The sequence below is a fragment of the Providencia sp. PROV182 genome, assembly GCF_028480325.1.
Lineage (GTDB): Bacteria > Pseudomonadota > Gammaproteobacteria > Enterobacterales > Enterobacteriaceae > Providencia > Providencia hangzhouensis.
This window is the reverse complement of the sequence record NZ_JAMPOL010000024.1, coordinates 55,334-74,703: the sequence shown is the minus strand read 5'-3', so window position 1 is coordinate 74,703 and position 19,370 is coordinate 55,334. Positions and strand designations below refer to the sequence as shown.

The following is a 19,370-nucleotide window of genomic DNA, read 5'->3' as shown; positions in this document are numbered from 1 at the left end:
ATGAAGTTATTTGATTTCTGCGCGCATCCTGCGCGCATTCATGGATGCCTAATAGAAGCGCCTTTACACGGTGTTTTTATTGGTGAAATTTGTTTTATTGAGCGTTCTCTTATGCAGCCCGACATTATTGCGAAAGCGCAGGTTGTTGGTTTTAAAGAAGGGCTCACGGTATTGAGTTTAATAGGTCGCACACAAGGTTTAACGCGAGAAGTGGTTATTCGCCCGAGTGGCTACCCATTTGTATTTGAAGTTGGCGAATATTTAGCGGGTAAAATTTTTAATGCGGCAGGAGAACAAGTTGGTGCGTTGAGTGAAGACCTTGCTGAGCCAATGTTGCTCAATACAAAATTATTACGTATTGATAGCCCTCCGGTGAGCGTGACACAAAGGCGGCCGGTTTCTGAGCCGATGGTCACAGGGGTACGTGCAATTGATAGCCTACTAACATGTGGCTTAGGGCAGCGTATTGGTATTTTTGCCGCCGCAGGTAGTGGTAAAACTTCATTAATGAACATGATCATCAACCACGCTCATGCGGATATTCATGTCGTTGCTTTAATTGGTGAGCGAGGCCGAGAAGTTATTGAATTTATTGAGGAGTTGAAAGAGTCGCCTCATGCGGCACAGACGATATTAATTTATGCAACTTCAGACAGCCCACCGATTGAGCGGTGTAATGCTGCGTTGCTTGCGACTACGATTGCTGAATATTTTCGTGACTGTGGTCGTAATGTATTGCTGTACGTTGATTCCATGACCCGATATGCGAGAGCGTTGCGAGATGTGGCTTTAGCTACCGGAGAACTGCCGGCTAGACGCGGTTATCCTGCCTCTGTTTTTGAACAGCTTCCTATGTTGTTGGAGCGTCCAGGGCAACTAAAGCATGGCTCGATTACTGCTTTTTATACGGTGTTATTAGAAAGTGAAGAAGAGGCTGACCCGATTGGTGATGAGATTCGCTCCATTCTAGATGGTCATATTTATTTAAGCCACAAATTAGCGGGACGTGGGCATTACCCAGCGATTGATATCTTACACAGTATTAGCCGCGTATTCCAAAAGGTAACGACTCCAGAGCATCGCCGGTGCGCAATTGATCTACGTGACATGATCTCAAGGCTTGAACAAATTCAGCTTTACCTTGAACTCGGTGAATATCAACGTGGTGAAAGCCATGAAAATGATCGAGCTTTAGATAAAAAAGAGCAAATTGAAGCTTTCTTAAAACAAGCCATGGATGAGCCAATGAGTTTCGACAATATATTAAGCAATCTCAATGAATTGGCATCTTAATGATTTCTAACTTGTTGGCTTTAACGGAGAGACGTTTTGACCGGACATTACAAGAACAATCGCAATTAAATTCAATAATAAAGCAACAGCAACAGCAATGCAGGGATATTCGCCAGCGTATTTTAGTTCTATCAACACAAACTGCATCTTATGAAAAATCAGAAGAATTAAGCCGAACTGCTTTTTGGGAAAGGCAGCGATTAAAGGCAGCGGTTCTAGCGGAAATAGCTCAACTTGAATTTCAAATAGAAACTCTAGCAGCCGAAATATCAAAAAATAAAATACTACAGTCTGAAATTGCTAAACGAATATTCATATTACGTAATAAGTGCGAGAAATTCAGAAATTATCTCAAGCAACAACGTATAGCCAGAAGGTTAAAATCAGAGCTGCAGCAACAAAATGAAATTGAGGAGTTATTCGTACATGTCAGCAATAAAAACGAGCTCAAATGAAAAAGTACCCTGTGTAGCTATCGACAGAGAAGCAATATCATCAACATATAACACCACTGAATTTAGCCACCAAAATATAACTCCAAAAATGGCAAAAGTAGTGAATGACAAAAATATGATGCATCTATTCGGCCATAAAAATAAAAGTCAGCCAAAGGATATATCTGCTTTTCTATCCGTATCCCTTCCTTTTATGCAAAAAATATCGCAATTGAGCGACTTAGCGAAGGGGTTTATTACATGGAAAGAAAATGTATATATTGGTGAAGGTATCCAAATAGCCGGGGAAAATAAAGAATTAAAGGCCAAAGCGATTGAGCCGCTAATAAATAATTATATATTTACGGAAAGTTGTATACCTGTTGTTCATCATTTTCAGGATAACTTACCAAAGACTCATCAGGTCAATATTACAAATAAATTGATGGTGGATAATCAGCCAGATATGAATCTATTGGCTGATTTGACGACTACTGGGAAAGTCGAAACCGTCCCTGAATTAATTGATAATAATCTGTCAGAGAGTCCGGATATTCACGTTGAACAAAATATTGCTGACGAAGATGAGATCCCGTTGTTCAACTCTATGATGGCTAGCTTTCCATTACCGAATATCCCACAGCGAGTAAGGGGAAAAGCTAACGATAATTCAGTTCCATACGGGGAAAATAAACCGCAATTAAGTGAGAAGAATCAGCTCAATATGGAAAGTCCACTGGCAAATTTGGCGCTTAGGAGTACTTTAGAACCGACATCAAAAGAGTTGAAACCAGAGGTTAAAACGGGGAAACAGTATATTAGATCTTCAGTCAAAGTAGAGCTTGAGCCCGCTATCCAAAGGAAAATAGTTGGAGAACAATCCAAGCCAGTTAATATTCGACAAATTGATTCACTCGATACCATTTTGTTAAATACATATCCACGAAAAAATAACCCAGCAAAAGATGACTCACTAAGAAATCCCCCTTCTCTTCTGGGAATGCAGTTAGCTACCCATCATTTGCATGACCAACAGGGCACCCATCAAGGTATTAAAGAGAACACTCATCAAGGTATTAAAGAGAACACTCATCAAGGTATTAAAGAGAGCACCTATCAAGGCATTAAAGAGAACACTCATCAAGGTATTAAAGAGAGCACCTATCAAGGTATTAAAGAGAACACCTATCAAGGTATTAAAGAGAACACCTATCAAGGTATTAAAGAGAACATCCATCATCATGTTGTTGGGCAGCTTGAACTTGCTTTTACAAAAAATGAGCCACCTACACAGCCAGTTACCTCACTGAGAACTTCTTATCTATATGATAATAAAAGTATTTTATTATCTGAAAATGAGACAAATAATCTCCCTGATAAAGTGCAAGAGACGACAATTTCTGCACAAATCTCACCTGCAGAAGATATGAGCCCACCTAGCAATATGATAGCAACGACTGCGAATGAGGTTATGCGGGTGTCTGTGCCACTACAAGCCACACAGCAAAAGCCAGAGATGCACAAAATGCCAGAGCTAGTGGAAATCCCCCCATTTTTAGGTGAAAACCAACAGCCGAAAACTGCAGAACGTAGTTTCACTTATACCTTTAACCAGTGGCAAAGTAGCCCATCAGTGACGTTTGAATTGGCCTCTAAAGGAGAGTTCGTTGCCTCAACAGCGAGTCCAGAAGTTCAATTGGCATTAAATGAGAATAAGCATTTATTGGCTCATGAAACGAGTGTGCATATTCGACGTGAAGATGAACGTCAGCAGCATCGAAACCGACAGCAGCATGACCAACAGCAAGAAGAAGATTAATTATGTTGAAGATTCGACGGATCAGCTCTCAAGAAAAACAACTTAAAATTTGGCAGCAATATTATTTAGTTAATCCACAAATAAAGCTAGCTAACCGCAGTATTGGTTATTTTCAATTATCACTAGTGAGTGAAACACAGAAAATAAATGCATTCGTTGTTGTTGAAAGTTGGTGTCATTATCGTTGGCCTGAACTGGTTCATTATGCATGGAGTTCATTATCAAACAGCCAGCTATGTGAATTGTTTGCTTCTGAATATATTGGAATTACATTTTTCTCCCAGAATTTCCGTTGTGAATCTGTCGAGATAGTTGATGATATGCGTATTAATTACCAGCCATGGCTAATTGTTAAAGAAGCTAGCCTCGGGGAAGTATTATTAGCAGAACCAATAGAAAGCCTCGAAAAAAAGCAGGGAACTAATCAGATATTCGACCATTTAAAACTGCGAGCGGATTGGATATTAGGGTATAGCTATATTAGTGCCAAACTTTTGCAAACTATAGAATTACGTGATGTGCTGAGTATCCAACAATTACAGTTAAATATGTCTGTGGCAGGACAGGTATTAGCTCGATTTCAAAAGCAAGATGAAGGACTACTTATGATTGAAGAATTAGTGGCGCCAGAGAGTGAAGAGGAATTCGTATTTCCTGAAGAAGATGAAATGCAAGAAATTGTACGCCCCTTTAATATAAAAGAAATGAATATTAAATTAACCTTTGTTTTAGGTCATAGTGATATTACGGTCGATGAGCTTTCAAAAATGGAGCCCGGTTATATTTATTCTATTGGTGAAAATAAAGAACGTGAAGTTAAAGTCTATGCTAATAAGCAACTTATTGCAGAAGGGGAGCTTATTTATATTGGCAATAGTGATGAATTAGGTTTGGAAATCACACATGTTGTCAGTTTGGGTGATAAAAGAGTTTAATATGCCAACGATACCTGATGGGATCCCATTATTAGCGATTATCGCATTCTCGACATTATTGCCATTTGTTATTGCTGCAGGCACCTGCTATTTAAAAATATCTATTGTATTAATTATGGTACGCAACGCGATGGGCGTTCAACAAGTTCCTTCTACCATGGTATTAAATGGTATTGCATTGTTACTTTCTATTTTCGTTATGATGCCAGTTTTACAGGATGTGAATAATCATATGCGACAAGAACAGGTTGATTTTAGTAATGCCGAATCAATCGATAGTTTTGTTGAAAATGGGCTGGGGGGATATAAAGCGTATTTGAAAAAATATTCAGATCCACAACTAGTGACGTTCTTTGAGTCAATACAACAAGGTCGAAGTGAAGAAGAAGTGACCGCTGATGAAGGCGAAGCTACATTATTTTCTTTATTACCTGCTTATGCATTAAGTGAAATAAAATCAGCTTTTGAAATTGGTTTTTATATCTATTTACCTTTTGTTGTAGTTGATTTAGTTATTTCCAGCATTTTATTGGCACTGGGTATGATGATGATGAGCCCAGTAACAATTTCGATTCCAGTTAAATTAATTCTATTTGTTGCAATTGATGGCTGGTCACTGATTTCTAAGGGGTTAGTGATGCAATACATTGAATTAGCACAGCATTAAAGCGAATGATACTATGGATCAAATCGTTTATTTAAGTAATAAAACGATGCTATTAATCGTTATATTATCTGCAATACCAGTAATAGTGGCTACTGCAGTAGGATTATTGGTAGGGTTACTACAAACTGTCACGCAACTTCAAGAGCAAACATTACCTTTTGGTATTAAATTATTAGCTGTTTTTGGCTCACTTTTTATGATCTCTGGTTGGTTATCCGATAAGGTAATGAATTTCGCATTAGAAACCTTAAGCGCTGCTATCCCTGCTATCGGGTTATTCGGATGAATCAGGAAATACTATCGCTGATGTCCTCGCTCTATTTTATCTTTCAAGAAGGATTGATAAAAATAGCGTTAGCTTGGTTGAGAATTGCACCAGTGATGTTTTTATTACCTTTTTTAAGTAACAAATTACTTAATGGTGGGATTATTAAAAACTGTGTGGTGGCTTATATTGCATTAGGTTTATGGCCTTTTTTTTCATCCTATGAAATACAATGGGATGAAATTAATTTTGTTGATGTATTTATTTATGAAATTTCGATTGGACTCGTATTAGCACTGATGTTAGCGCTGCCTTTTATGATAGCCAATATTGTTGGCGAATTAATTGATGCGCAGCGTGGCGAGACGATTAGTAGTATTGTTGACCCTGCGAGTGGAACCGAAGCTTCGGAGCTTGCTGTATTATTAAACCATATTACGTGTATGATATTCTTAGCACAAAATGGAATGTATCAACTTGCTAATCTATTCGCACAGAGCTATCAGTTATTACCCTTTGCCCATGGATTTACGTCATTTAATAGCCTTCCTTTGGGGGAATGGTTAAATAAAATGGTCGTCAGTGGAGTTGTTTTAACTGCCCCAATATTAGTGACATTATTTATTACAGAGGTTGCCTTAGGGCTATATTCCCGTTTTTGCCCTCAATTAAATGCATTTTCATTATCTTTAGCAATAAAATCAATCATCGCTTTCTGTGTCTTTTTACTTTATTTCCATAATGAGGTCCCAGAGATATTAGTCAATATGATTTCAATTTCACCATTGCGAGACATATTCCTTTCTTCTTGATTTTATGGATGTAAATAAATATGGCTGAAAAAACAGAAAAACCTACTGATAAAAAAATTAGAGATTCAGCTAAAAAAGGGCAAAGTTTTAAGAGTAAAGATAGCGTTGCGGCAATTGTATTAGTCGTAAGTGCATTTGTTATTGAAGGCGTATCTAGTTTATATGAACTGGGTGGGTTAATGCGAAAAATATTTTTATCTCCAACGGAGATAAAAATTGATGCACTACTTTGGCAATTCTTCACGATATTTTTAAGTATTGTTTTACCTGTTCTATTTACTTGTTTTTTATCCGGTACAATTATTTCTTTATTACAAAGTCGATTTAGATTGGCCAGTGAAGCAATAAAGCTTGATTTTACTAAGTTAAATCCTATTGCAGGGTTTAAAAAATATTTTCATTGAATTCATTGAAAGAGTTAATTAAGGCGATTTTGTATTTAATTGTTTTTATTATATCAACATTAGTCTTTTTTATTGTTTGGCGTAAAGATATTTTTATGCTCTACCGAACAATGATTAATGGGATGATTAGCCAATGGGTTAGTTTGTGCGTAACATTTATTGTCGTCTTTCTTGCAGTTGCTCTTATTATTATCTTGGTTGACGCAATAGCTGAATTCTTTTTGTATATTAAAAACTTAAAAATGGAAAAGCAAGAGGTTAAAAAGGAATACAAAGATAATGAAGGTGATCCTCATATCAAAAGTGCACGTCGAGGAATGCATCAGGAATTACTGTCTGAAGAGGTTAAATCAAATGTTCGTAATTCAACATTTGTAATGGCAAATCCAACGCATATTGCATTGCTTATTTATTATGATTCGAATATTGCACCATTACCCTTTTTATTCTCTAAAAGTAAAGGCGCACAAGCAAAAGCAATTATTAAATACGCGGAACAACAAGGTGTTCCAGTTATTAGGGATATCGTTTTAGCAAGGCAAATATGGCGGTCATATAAAAATGATAGTTTTATCGATGAAAAAGGATTAGAAGATGTTATGCAAATAATATCATGGTTAATCCGTATAGAATTAGTAAAAATGGGAGTCGATATTGATAAAGCATTAGAAAAAATATCAGAGAACGAGGCATATTCGAAAAATAATAGCGAACTTAATAATTTATTTATTACTTAAATCGTTTTTTTAAAGAAAGAATCAAATCGGTTAATTATGATGCAGGCATAAAGTATATGTTATGCATTGCATATCAACAATAAGGTAAATATATGAATAATGCGGAAACAGAGAGTTTTCAACAATCTGATATGGAAGAATTACTTGACAATATTACAACTGCACTAATGGATGGTGCAACTTATAAAGATATTCACGGGATCCCACAAAGTACAATGGATGGCATTTATTCCTATGCATACGAGTTCTATCAACAAGGTAAATTAAAAGAAGCAGAAACTTTTTTCCGATTTCTAAGTATTTATGATTTCTATAATACAGATTATGTGATGGGACTTGCTGCTGTCTATCAATTAACGAAACGGTATGACAAAGCAACTGAATTATATGCTCTCGCATTTGTATTGGCAAAAAATGATTACCGCCCGCTATTCCATGCAGGACAGTGCAATTTAATGATGAAAAAAAACAGTGCCGCAATTCATTGTTTTGAAAGCGTTGTAAAAAGCAGTACAGATATTGATTTAAAAAATAAATCTCAAGCTTATTTAAATGCATTAAAGAAAAACTCAGAAAGAGATTCTAATATATAACGAGGAAATGGCATGATAGATATTAAAGTTTTAGGAAATAGTGAGCGAATAAATAATATTAATGCCTATTTACAAGGTAGTAATCCTTTAGCACTAAGTGAGGATATTACAAAATCAGTTTTAGCTTTAGAGGATGTATGTAGGGAGTCCATATCGGGAGAACAAGCAAAACGAGCTAAGATAGAAGGCTCGCCTCGCCTGAATAAGCCGATGATGGCAAAAGCTATGCTAAGTGCACAATCATCTTCGCAAGATAAAACATCTAATGCAATGGCCATACTGGTTGAAACATTTGCGACAATTCGTCGGTTGTTACATGAAGGTAATATTGGTGAACTAAGTAATCGGTTACAGCTTTTAAACCTTGAATCAGCTTCTTTACGAGAGAAAGGGAAGGAGTTACTTGATTCTTTCGCAAATTCGACAGAAAAAGCACTTAATATTAAACATCAATTAGATGAGGCCAAAGGTAATTTAGATTTAGGTAAAAATAAGTTGGCGAATACCCTAAATTTACTAGAGGAACATCAATTTTCTGTAGCAGATAATATAAATGATATTACGAATACAAAGGAAGAATTAAGCAATTGTGAACAACGATTAGAGAAAATAAATACTTTTGATAAACCTATTACAGAAGAAGTTTATAACCAAGAAGTTAATATTAAAAATAAAATAGAAGTGCTTACCAATAAACTCGAAGAGTTGACAAATAAACGTGATGCTTTAGAAAGCACAACAACTTTATTTAAAGCTAATGTTGGAACGTTAACTGAAAATGTCGATAAACTTCAAAATAATTATGAAGTTCTAATAAATAAGGAATATGAGCTTGTAAAAATTTCTGACGACGCCAGCCAAAAACTGAATGTATTTATGGAAACAGTACCTAGGTCTGTTGAGGTTGACGGTGAGAAATGGGAGAACACATTATCTCTCTTAACGATGCTGACGGCTCAGCTTAAAAAAGTTATGAATGAAGACTCTATTCGTAACATGAAAGAGCAAGAAGCAGTGATGATGAAAATCAATGAAGCCTCTCGTAAAAACTCAGACAAAAAAGCCAAAGAGGCCGCGGAATCTGAACGTAAAGCGGCTGAAGCAAATAAAGCGGCATCTTGTGCCAGTAAAATTTTTAGTTATGTACTTTTAGCTGTTTCAGTGGTTGCTACCGTAGCTTCTTTTGGAACAGCAGCACCGTTAACACTTGCGATTGCAGCTATTGGTATTTCTATGGCGGTTGCGGACATTGTATTGGAAGAAACAGGGCACGGTAGCTTAATGCAGATGCTTGCTAATGAAATTTCTTCAGTAGTAACGGATGTATTGATTAAATTTGGTGTTGATGAAGATAAAGCTAAGCAGATTGGTAGCATCGTGGGAATGATTGTCGCTGCGATTGCATTTTTAGCTCTTTCGTTAATTTCTATGGGTTCAATGGCTAAAAATATCGTGAATACGGTGAAGAGCGCGGCTCAATTATTGCTCAAAAATACGGGTTCTTTACTCAAAAGTACAATTAAAGCCATGCCAAAAAATTTAACTAATGCATTGGGTAATATGGCAACCAAAACTGCAAAAGTGAGTGATTCAGTGGCTGACAGCACCGATGATATGGTGAAGTTAACGAAATTCACCAAGCTGGCAGACAAATTTGATGATGCAAAAGATAGCGTGAAAACGACCGAAAACACGATAGCTAAAATCAAAAAAGTCGACACGGTGAAAAATCCAAGTGTAGCAATGGCCAAATTAGAAGTTACTGCAAGAGGCATGAATGCAGGGCTTACAGTTGCAAATGCAGCGACAACAGGAGGGTTAAATGTACACGCGGCATCAATGGGAGCCAAAATGAAAGAGATGCTCGCAGGTATGATGTTAAATAACTCTGCTATCGAAGCTATTACCGAGTTACTTAATCAATTAATTCAAGCTATGTCGAAAAACTATGAGCAGTTTGATGAAATGTTTGTATCAATGCTTAATGGCCTTCAAAAATCGGGTCAAAGTAAAGTCGATATGATGAATACCGCACGCTTTGCGTAAACTAAGGAGTAATTTTATATGACACCCATTATGACACAACCCGTTATAGCCAATAAAGCTGTTTTCAATGCTGAAGCATTAGGAAATAAAAAAGAGATATCTGTTTCAACTCATCCATCTGCTCGACAAGAAATTAATTTAGTAAGTTTGCCACAATTAACACTCGCAGAATTTTCAGATAAGCCGGTATTAAAGTCACCATCGAGTGGAGAAATAATGCCAGAACAATTAATGGGCGCCCTATCAGAGCTTGATTCAGACGAAATAGAAAAGGCGGCAATACGGTTAAGTGCATGTCCTCCTAAACTTGCTAATGAGTTGCATCATATTTTTAAAAATGCAGAACAAAAAGCGATTGAAAGCATTAGCTCCGTGAAGACGAGTGAATATATTGGTATTATCAGCAATGATATTATTGTTGAAATATCAAAGCTTATCCGCAAAGTTGCATCCGAAATTAAAATCTCAGACCGCCAACTTAATGCAGCATTTAATATCTTAAGTGGCAAAATGGTGGCGGCAGCCGCCACATCTACCATTAAAGAAGGAAAAAAAATGATGGAGAGCGCCATGATTAATTTTGGCGTCTCATTAGGCGTAAGTGGTTTAGGTGCTGCATTCCAAGCGAAATCGTTACATACGCAAAATAAATCGATAAACACTAACTTAAAAACGGGAACTAATAATATTAATGCAGGTAATAAACTTAATAGTCATACCTCTGAGTTAACAGGAAAAAATAACGGAAGTACCGTACTAAAAGGTAAGGACGGTAGTACTATTGAGTTGGTTGACCAAGCAACTGCGGGGCAGAAAACGTTAGTTGCGAAAAATATGCAAAATGCAGCGGATAGCACGAAAGCTCACGGCCAAAATCAGCTTAATGATCATAACAATATCGTCACCAAAGAGAGTGTGAAACGTGGTGTAGCAGAACAAGGGGCTCGCTTATCCGATAGCGCAGGGAATATGGCAGGGTCGGCATCACAAGCTGAGGCTAAAGCAGAAAGTGCTAGAGGGATGATAGAGCAGGAAACGTCATCAGCAGCACGTAAAGTCTCTGAAAATACAGAGAAAACGATGAGTGAAAGTACTGAGTTGTTGAAGAAAATGGATGAAGCTTTAAGGGATATTTGTGATTCTAAAACGCGCACATTCCAAGCTGCAATACGAGGGTAATAATGAGTACAACATCATTGAACCTATTAGCAAATATTCAGCTTTCACGCGTAAATAATGTCGGTTTAATTGATAACAATCCTTCCCCTGTCGGGGAAGGTGTTTTGATTGATCCTAATTTGGATATCTATCAACAAGTCGTCAGTTATTATGAGCAATTATGTGATGAAATAGCCAAACCTATAGAACGAACTAATATTGTTTTTGATCAGCTAAATGATATTTCTGAACAGGCAAACGCTTTAATCCGAGAATTGAAAATATCAGGGGACAACACCTCTAGAGTATTAATAAAGTTATCTGAAGAGTTCGCGACATTACCCAGTGGTGCGGCAACTCATTTTTTTCGTTCTCAGCCGATTGATGACGGTCGAAGTCATATTGGCGAAATTTCTAAAATAATAGATAATATTAATTCTGGATACCAAAAAGATTTCGGTAACATCATAAAATCGGCAACAAAATATATGCAGGATGTTAATACTGCTCTTGGTAAAATATCCGAATATATTAAGGCAGGGAATGATGGAAAAATAAATTTTGAACGGGTCAAGTTATTACATCGACTCGATGAACTTTTTGTCAATTACACAGACCATAAAGAGGTAAGAGAAAAAGAGCTAAGAAAAAATAAACCTCTGACCACAGAGCCTAATGATAATAATAGAGATTACTATAAGAATTGGTCTAAAGCTGAAAATAGTGCCTGGGACTTATATGAAATGGAATATAGTGATTCCGCTTTTGCATTTTGGAAAAAAAAACTTGATGGTCAAGGGTTTGTTGTAGACACAAGAACACCAAACGGTAAAAAAGTTATTCGTATTTACCCAGACCTTAACCCACTTCGGGAAATTATGAAGACAATTTATGATGTTGAGGATACGGACGACGGCTGGAAAACTGCAGGCGTGGATTTAATGGCTCAGACTGTACAAAGCTTGCAAACGGCAATTGATGCTCAAAAAAATGCAGTTAATAGTTCGGTTTCTCGTTTATTAGAGACTTTCCGCCAAGATAATAGTCATTTTGATACGCTAACTCAATTACTGATAAAGTTAATTCAAGAACTCAACCAATATAATAACGGTTTAGTTAATATTTAACATGTATGAAAGAAATTAATAATTTTTTATTATAAGGATAACCTTTGATGCCAACATCACCCATTGGTAGTTCATACAAGGCTAGCATTAATAATATTAACCATAACCAAAAAAGTCGTGGTGAATTTGTTAATCAAATAAATAAAATTATCCCCTCGGGAACAGAAAGTTTATTACCTAAGAATAATATTAAAAATGAAATTAACATTTCTGGCGATGTCAATGAATTACATGCTAGTAACCATCTACAACAAATAGAAAAAATTACACAACTACTTAGTTCTTCTGACAGTCATATTACTCATGAGATGGTTAAAAAGGTATTAAATGCAGGGGATCATGGCTGTACTGTGCAGCAGGAGATAAATCATAGACCTGAAAGTGCACTGGTAGTATTGACGTTATTTGAGCCCCAAGAAATACCACGAGCTTTACTTTCTGCAGCGACAGAGTTAGTTAAAAGTATAAATACAACAAATTTAAGTAAAGAAAAAAATGTTAAAGATATTTTAAATGGTCAACAAGAAAAGGTAGATACGCAACTCGCTAATTTTTTATTAACTAAAGGGAATAATGACTTGGTAATGCGTTACCAAGAGAAGTATGTTTCCCCAGCTATTAAACAGCAATTAACTGCATATTTCCCTGATAATGAAATTCAAAGCCACTCAGTAGATAAATTTTTAGTCACGGAAGCAAATGATCAGTTAGACAGTGATATTTCTAAATTAATAATGGAATATAATAAAGTTCCCGCTAATCAGTATGGCGATAAGTATCAGCAATTGAATAATATATTCCGTAGTATAGAAAAAAAAATAGGCATCATTATGCCGTTAAAAGTCAAAATGAATTTAACGGAATCTGTGAAACAAGAAAACCCTGACAATGAATCATCGAGCGATGAGGTTGATGGTTTGGCCAGCCAATTAGGAACGGATTTACCTGGGATTATTTCAAATAATTATAAAACAACTTTATTAAGTAATTATGCTAATTCACCATTAAGTGCAAATTCTGAGTATATTTCTCATCAAAAGCATGAGAGTAAGACAGATCAAGAAATTAATTTATCAAATGCCCATGAAAGTGATAAACCATTAGATGACAATGAGCCTATATCACAAAAAAGCGTAGTATTACAGGGGATATTAAATACAACAGAGAAAGAACCTTTACCAGATCATGAGTCTCTTAATCGTGATGCTAAAAATGACCAAGAGGTTGCAACTATTGAACCGGAACTCTTTATCGAACCAAGCAACGAAGGCTCTTTAGCTGAGAAGAAAAAGCAAATATTGAAATCGATTGAAGACCAGTTTGAATCTTCTGTTAAATTAGCGAGTCAGAGTAAGCAACCACTGAATATCACGCCTAAACTGGGTAGTCACTACGGTAGTTACTTAATCGACAAAAAAGTTCCTGAAGGTGTGAAACTCAGCAATAATAGAGAGCTAGTAAAGGAGAAATCAACCAAACCGGCAGAGACAGAATCGTTTTTGGCCATTAAAAATGCCTCTCACTATAGAACATCTTATATTGATGGTAGTGCTAAAGTTGTATTGTCTGCAGAAGGGCTAATGACACGTAATTTAAATGAAAAATTAGATTATGCGAAGCAGTCTCAAGGTGAATAAAATGACTTCATCGACAGAAATTCATTGGCAGTGGTTATTCGACCAAATTCATTTAATTCGAACCTATTCCGGCATTACAAATGATTTTACTCTTGATTCGGCATTAATTGCGGATGTGCATATTGATTCTTTGGAAATGTTAGAGTTGATAGCAGCCATTGAGCAATATACTAAAGTCCCTATTCAGGATGAAATTTGGATGAAATGGTATAATTTACAGGATATTGTCGAGTATCTATTGAGTGTCAAATAAAAACAGAAAGCCATGGTATTTATTCGAGCATGGCTTTTGTTTATTTATTTCCTATCGTGTTATTTCAGTCATCTAAAATTCATATTTTTGTCATCAAGTGATAACGCTCACAAAATAGCATACCCTCGTTTGCTTAATTCTACGCGCGTAGACTATCCTTTAAGTAAATAAAAAACGCCAGTTAGATTTTTTGATTAATAGGCTTCGCGCCAACACCAAGGGTTTATCACTATGGCTACACAATTAAACATCGAGGCGAACCAACAAGCTGCGCAAGAACGGTTAAGTACACCAGAAGGAAAGAAAGATTTTCGGCGTGCGATTTTTTCTTGTTGGTTGGGCACAACCATGGAATATGCAGACTTTGCTCTCTATGGTTTAGCGGCAGGTATTATTTTCGGTGATGTTTTCTTCCCTGATGCAACGCCTATTATGGCGCTGTTATCCAGTTTTGCAGCCTATTCAGTCGGGTTTATTGCACGTCCGATTGGCGCGTTATTTTTTGGTTGGCTAGGTGATAAACATGGCCGAAAAATGGTTATGGTCATCACGATTGCATTGATGGGGCTATCCACCACACTCATTGGTGCGATACCCAGCCATGCACAAATTGGTGTTTGGGCGCCTGTTTGTTTGGTGATCCTAAGGTTTGCTCAAGGCTTAGGGGCGGGAGCTGAGCTATCCGGTGGTACTGTGATGCTAGGTGAATATGCGCCAGTAAAACGCCGTGGTTTAGTTTCTTCGATTATTGCATTAGGCTCCAACAGTGGAACATTACTGGCCTCAATGATTTGGCTGATAGTGTTACAAATGGACAAAGAAAGTTTGATGTCATGGGGATGGCGGATTCCTTTCCTTGGCAGTATTTTGATTGCATTGGCGGCATTATTTATTCGTCAACATATGCGTGAGACGCCAGTTTTTGAGCGGCAAAAAGAACAGCTTGCTGAAGAACGCCGCCTCGCATTGGAATCTGATGCTGTCGCTCACCCTGTAGATAACCGTTCATTTTGGCAAAAAACGCGTGCGTTTTGGACCATGGTCGGGTTACGTATTGGTGAAAACGGCCCATCTTATCTTGCTCAAGGCTTTATTATCGGTTATGTCACCAAAATATTGTTGGTTGATAAATCTGTGCCAACAACGGCGGTTTTGATAGCGTCAATTCTTGGTTTTGCCATCATTCCATTTGCCGGGTGGTTATCAGATAAATTTGGGCGTCGGATTGTTTATCGCTGGTTCTGTTTTTTACTGATGTTGTATGCCGTGCCCGCTTTCATGTTATTAGACTCCCGAGAGCCAATGATTGTTATTCCAACCATTGTTATTGGGATGGGGTTAGCATCACTAGGGATTTTTGGCGTACAAGCAGCTTGGGGCGTGGAGTTATTTGGTGTACGTAATCGTTATACTAAAATGGCTTTCGCTAAAGAGCTTGGTTCTATTTTATCTGGTGGCACTGCGCCGCTGGTGGCATCTGCATTACTATCATGGACAGGGCATTGGTGGCCGATAGCCGTTTATTTTATTGCGATGGCATGTATTGGTTTAGTAACCACATTCTTTGCACCAGAAACGCGAGGCCGTGACCTAAATCTGCCAGAAGATGCGATATAAGTAAGCATGGCTGTATATAAAAGTCAGAGTGGCTGCTATTCTTTGGCAACGTCATGTTAGAAAAAGGAATTGCTGGGTGTCAGATACAAATGACCGTAAAGTGACGCGGGTAGATGTTGCCCGCGAAGCCGGAACCTCGGTTGCGGTAGTCAGTTATGTGATTAACAATGGCCCTCGTCCTGTTGCAGAGGCAACGCGGCAAAAGGTGTTAGCAGCAATCAAAAAAACGGGGTATCGGCCAAATGGTATTGCAAAAGCCCTAGCTTCGGGGAGCACGCAAACTTATGGGCTAGTGATCCCCGATATTTCTAACCCCTTTTTAGCCTCTATTGCGCATGCTTTGCAGCGTGAAGCGTTTAAACATGGGCATGTTTTGTTACTGGGGGATGCGGGGGATTCTCGGGTTCGTGAAAAAGAGCTGATTAATAACCTGCTGTTAAGGCAGGTGGAAGGGTTAATTTATACCAGTGTTGACCGGCATCCCTATGTTGATTTAATTCAGTCATCAGGCACGCCTTGTGTGATGCTTGATAGGATTGAAGCCACAGAAGGGATCAGTACCATTCAAGTGAATGAGAAGCTCGCAGCCTATAAAATTACTCGTCATCTCATTAAGCATGGCTATCAAAATATTGGCATTATTTGTGGCCCGAATGAGATGCTCAATACCCAAGACCGCTTAAATGGTTGGAAAGCTGCACTCACAGAAGCTGACTTAACGATACAACAAAAATGGATTTTATCAGGGGAATACACCCGTGATTGGGGTTACCAAGCTATCTATCAGATGCGGGAAGAGGGATTCCCCGAAGCTATTTTTGCCACGAATGAATTGCAAGCTTTTGGCTGTTTAAAAGCCTTAGCAGAATTAAAATTACGCGTACCAGAAGACATTGCACTGGTATGTTTTAACGGTACAGTGCAATCAGAATATACTGTTCCAACTCTCACAACTGTTCGCCAGCCTGTTGATAAAATAGCGCAAAAAGCGATACACATCTTACAAAATTGGCCGCAAAAAGAAGCCATTTGTGAAGTGGAATTTGAATTACAAATCGGGCACTCATGTGGGTGCTGATTATTTATTGTTTCAGGGAAATTTATGCGTGTGATTATAGATTGCGACCCCGGTAATGGGGTCGTTGGTGCGAATGTTGATGATGGCCTAGCACTTGCGCTGGCTATCGCTGCACCTGAAATCAAATTGGAAATGATCACCACAGTTTCGGGTAATACACCTAGCGAAATTGGCTTTGACGTTGCTAGTCATTTAGTTCATTCACTGGGTGAAAATATTCCTGTTTATCGTGGTGCGTCGTCAGCGTTGGTTGAAACTAGCGCACCATGGCGTGAACTACTCGATAACGGCGCTGAACGAGCGCAACTTACGCACCTATGGGATGGCCTTCCATCCATACCTAGCTTACCGAAGTCTATCCCAGAAGCCGCGTTACGTATTGGCGAGTTAGTTTGCCAGAACCCAAAACAAGTCACGATTATTGCCATTGGCCCATTAACCAATATCGCAATAGCAATGCAGTTGTTTCCTGACATGGCTAAAAACGTGGCAGAGATAGTAATCATGGGGGCGGTTTTTAACGTGCCGGGGTACTTGAAAGACACTAATTTTGGCATCGACCCTGAAGCGGCCTACGCGGTGCTTAATAGTGGAGCAAATCTGACTTTAGTGCCAATGGATGTCACCGTACAAACGCAAATGGTGCATGAGGATCTTGATAAGCTTGCTCAAATTGGTACACCACTGAGCCGTTTTCTTGTGGCAACAATGCGACCGTGGATGGACTATTCACGTGCGACACGCCATTTAGCAGGGTGTTGGATACATGATGTGTTAACCGTAGCATGGTTATTGGATAAGAGCCTGGTGACTTATGATAAAAAGCACGTAGGTATTGAGCTTCAGGGAGTGCTGCGCGGTAAAAGCTTTTGCTATGACGCACTGCGCTTACGGGTCGGGGTTCCTGAACCAAAAACAAAGCCAATTACTGTGCTGCAATCCGTAGATAACTCAGGTTTATTAGATTTAATCTTTAATACGCTTAAACTGAAAAAATAGTGTGACATGAAAGAATAGCGCCTATAGACGCTATTCTCTTATCACTATGAAGCAGACTTCGGCATCATTCCGTGGGCTAAATGGCCTTTATGAAAAGTCGCGAACCTTGGGGAAATCCGTGCGACTGCCTCAGCAGAACAAGATGCATCAAGCAGCACAAAGCTGGCGTCATCGCCTTTAGCTGGCCACACTTGTTGGCCTTTTTCATCTAACGGTAGAATATTACCTGTTGCGATGGCCAGTGAACGGGACAGCGATAGCTCATCAGGGCGAGTATAAAGCTGCGCGTATAAATTGGCTTTTTCTAGCATATCGCCTAGGCCAAAGGGCGACCAATGGTCAATCACACTATCCGTTCCGGTCATCACAAACACCCCATTTTTATTTAGTGTTTTCAGTGGCATATGCAGTGTGCCGATCGGGACGGTAGAGGCAATGGTGATTTGCTGCTCAGCCAACTGTTTTGCCGTTTTTTCCGCTTGTTCAGGGGTGAGCGTTGCCAGTGCAAAGGCATGGCTGATGGTCACTTTACCGCGTAAGCTGCGGTTTTCATCCACCGTTTTAATCATATAATTGATAGCGGCAACGCCTGCAGGGCTCGTTTCATGCAGATGAATATCCACGCCTTTGTTGTAGTCCAATGCAATTTTGAACATCGAATCGAGAGACTTTTCCATCGCGCTATCTACATTGGTTGGGTCTAAACCGCCAACGTAATGAGCGCCCGCTTGCATGGCTTCACGCATTAAACCCTCTGACTTGGAATGTAATAAACCATGTTGCGGAAAGGCGACGATTTCGCAAGTTAGGTCTTGTTGGTGTTCACCAAGCACTTTTTGTAAGGCTTCTAAATTTTTTAAACCGGAAACGGGCTCGATATTACAATGGCTACGAGCAATGGTCGATCCTTGGGATTGGATCAGTGCGATCAGCGCATTCGCTCTTTCTTCCGTGAAAGGTTGTAACTCAGGTAGCAATTTTTGCTCTAATGCGATCATATCCATAATGGTTTTGCCTTCACGTGACTGTGGCGCTTGCCATGGCCCGCCATAGAAGGTTTTATCAAGGTGGATATGCATGTCACGAAAGGCTGGTAGCATCAGTTTGCCTTGCGCACTATAGGCATTTAATGTGCCATCAGCATGCTGTTTATTCGGTAAAACGGCTGCAATTTTACCGTCCCGGATTTCTACAGTGTGTAATGCGGTTTGGGTGCCGACGACCGTTGAATCTTGGTAATTAAAGCCAGTTTCGAGTAATACGTCATCGAGGTAATAATGTTTATCCGTAATACTGGACTGGCCTGCTTTTTGGCTAGTTTGGTCTTGAGCGGAGGCAAAGCCCGATACCGCGCCGAATAAAGTGCAAGCGGCTGCGACTTTAGCGCTGGTGGAAAGGAACTCTCTTCTGCCTGATGATTTTTCTGCTTTCATAGAAACTCCTAGTGATATCCATTTACTGTCGAATTTCCTGTTTTTAAGCGACACTTACCCACT

The 19,370-nt window shown here is 38.6% G+C and carries 17 protein-coding genes and 1 pseudogene; 17 read left to right on the top strand and 1 reads right to left on the bottom strand.

Going from position 1 to position 19,370, the window contains the following annotated elements:
• From sctN to PR834_RS16795, 17 genes and pseudogenes are all read left to right on the top strand, one after another.
• Entirely contained in the window at positions 1–1,293 is a 1,293-nt protein-coding gene (sctN, locus tag PR834_RS16880; RefSeq protein WP_110592721.1) for a type III secretion system ATPase SctN, read from the top strand.
• Complete coding sequence (locus PR834_RS16875; protein ID WP_047756416.1) at positions 1,293–1,748, top strand: hypothetical protein; 456 nt, start codon at positions 1,293–1,295, stop codon at positions 1,746–1,748. The genes sctN and PR834_RS16875 overlap by 1 nt, the downstream gene beginning before the upstream one ends.
• The gene (locus PR834_RS16870; RefSeq protein WP_272536799.1) at positions 1,720–3,546 is read left to right on the top strand and encodes a SpaN/EivJ family type III secretion system needle length determinant; all 1,827 of its coding nucleotides are present in this window, start codon (positions 1,720–1,722) and stop codon (positions 3,544–3,546) included. The genes PR834_RS16875 and PR834_RS16870 overlap by 29 nt, the downstream gene beginning before the upstream one ends.
• 2 nt (positions 3,547–3,548) lie before the next feature.
• A complete protein-coding gene (locus PR834_RS16865) occupies positions 3,549–4,481 on the top strand; it encodes a FliM/FliN family flagellar motor switch protein (protein WP_110592719.1) in 933 nt (310 codons plus the stop codon).
• 10 nt (positions 4,482–4,491) lie between these two features.
• A complete protein-coding gene (locus PR834_RS16860; protein WP_172412213.1) occupies positions 4,492–5,148 on the top strand; it encodes an EscR/YscR/HrcR family type III secretion system export apparatus protein in 657 nt (218 codons plus the stop codon).
• 13 nt (positions 5,149–5,161) lie between these two features.
• Complete coding sequence (sctS, locus tag PR834_RS16855; protein WP_004262998.1) at positions 5,162–5,434, top strand: type III secretion system export apparatus subunit SctS; 273 nt, start codon at positions 5,162–5,164, stop codon at positions 5,432–5,434.
• Entirely contained in the window at positions 5,431–6,225 is a 795-nt protein-coding gene (sctT, locus tag PR834_RS16850; protein ID WP_094960861.1) for a type III secretion system export apparatus subunit SctT, read from the top strand. The genes sctS and sctT overlap by 4 nt, the downstream gene beginning before the upstream one ends.
• 20 nt (positions 6,226–6,245) lie before the next feature.
• Positions 6,246–7,366: pseudogene (locus PR834_RS16840) on the top strand (EscU/YscU/HrcU family type III secretion system export apparatus switch protein).
• Between the two features lie 92 nt (positions 7,367–7,458).
• The gene (sicA, locus tag PR834_RS16835; protein ID WP_272536796.1) at positions 7,459–7,959 is read left to right on the top strand and encodes a type III secretion system translocator chaperone SicA; all 501 of its coding nucleotides are present in this window, start codon (positions 7,459–7,461) and stop codon (positions 7,957–7,959) included.
• A gap of 12 nt (positions 7,960–7,971) precedes the next feature.
• A complete protein-coding gene (gene sctE, locus PR834_RS16830) occupies positions 7,972–10,005 on the top strand; it encodes a type III secretion system translocon subunit SctE (RefSeq protein WP_272525053.1) in 2,034 nt (677 codons plus the stop codon).
• Between the two features lie 18 nt (positions 10,006–10,023).
• On the top strand, positions 10,024–11,184 hold the full coding sequence (locus tag PR834_RS16825; protein WP_272525052.1) for a hypothetical protein: 1,161 nt from the start codon (positions 10,024–10,026) through the stop codon (positions 11,182–11,184).
• Between the two features lie 2 nt (positions 11,185–11,186).
• Positions 11,187–12,290, top strand: a complete 1,104-nt coding sequence (locus PR834_RS16820; protein WP_272525051.1) for an IpaD/SipD/SspD family type III secretion system needle tip protein — start codon at positions 11,187–11,189, stop codon at positions 12,288–12,290.
• 47 nt (positions 12,291–12,337) lie between these two features.
• Positions 12,338–13,927 carry a hypothetical protein gene (locus PR834_RS16815; protein WP_262960607.1) on the top strand — a complete coding sequence of 530 codons (1,590 nt, stop codon included), beginning with the start codon at positions 12,338–12,340 and terminating at the stop codon, positions 13,925–13,927.
• A gap of 1 nt (position 13,928) precedes the next feature.
• Positions 13,929–14,180 carry an acyl carrier protein gene (locus PR834_RS16810; protein ID WP_164454824.1) on the top strand — a complete coding sequence of 84 codons (252 nt, stop codon included), beginning with the start codon at positions 13,929–13,931 and terminating at the stop codon, positions 14,178–14,180.
• Positions 14,181–14,411: 231 nt separating this feature from the next.
• Positions 14,412–15,797 (top strand): MFS transporter, encoded by a 1,386-nt coding sequence (locus PR834_RS16805; protein WP_004262975.1) that lies wholly within the window; start codon positions 14,412–14,414, stop codon positions 15,795–15,797.
• A gap of 76 nt (positions 15,798–15,873) precedes the next feature.
• Positions 15,874–16,875 carry a LacI family DNA-binding transcriptional regulator gene (locus PR834_RS16800; RefSeq protein ID WP_272536795.1) on the top strand — a complete coding sequence of 334 codons (1,002 nt, stop codon included), beginning with the start codon at positions 15,874–15,876 and terminating at the stop codon, positions 16,873–16,875.
• A 24-nt stretch (positions 16,876–16,899) separates the two neighbouring features.
• Positions 16,900–17,874, top strand: coding sequence for a nucleoside hydrolase (locus PR834_RS16795; RefSeq protein ID WP_140171948.1), 975 nt, complete (start codon positions 16,900–16,902; stop codon positions 17,872–17,874).
• A gap of 44 nt (positions 17,875–17,918) precedes the next feature.
• On the opposite strand, the gene PR834_RS16790 is transcribed toward PR834_RS16795, so the two are convergent.
• Complete coding sequence (locus PR834_RS16790; RefSeq protein WP_272536794.1) at positions 17,919–19,307, bottom strand: amidohydrolase family protein; 1,389 nt, start codon at positions 19,305–19,307, stop codon at positions 17,919–17,921.
• Between the last annotated feature and the right edge of the window lie 63 nt (positions 19,308–19,370).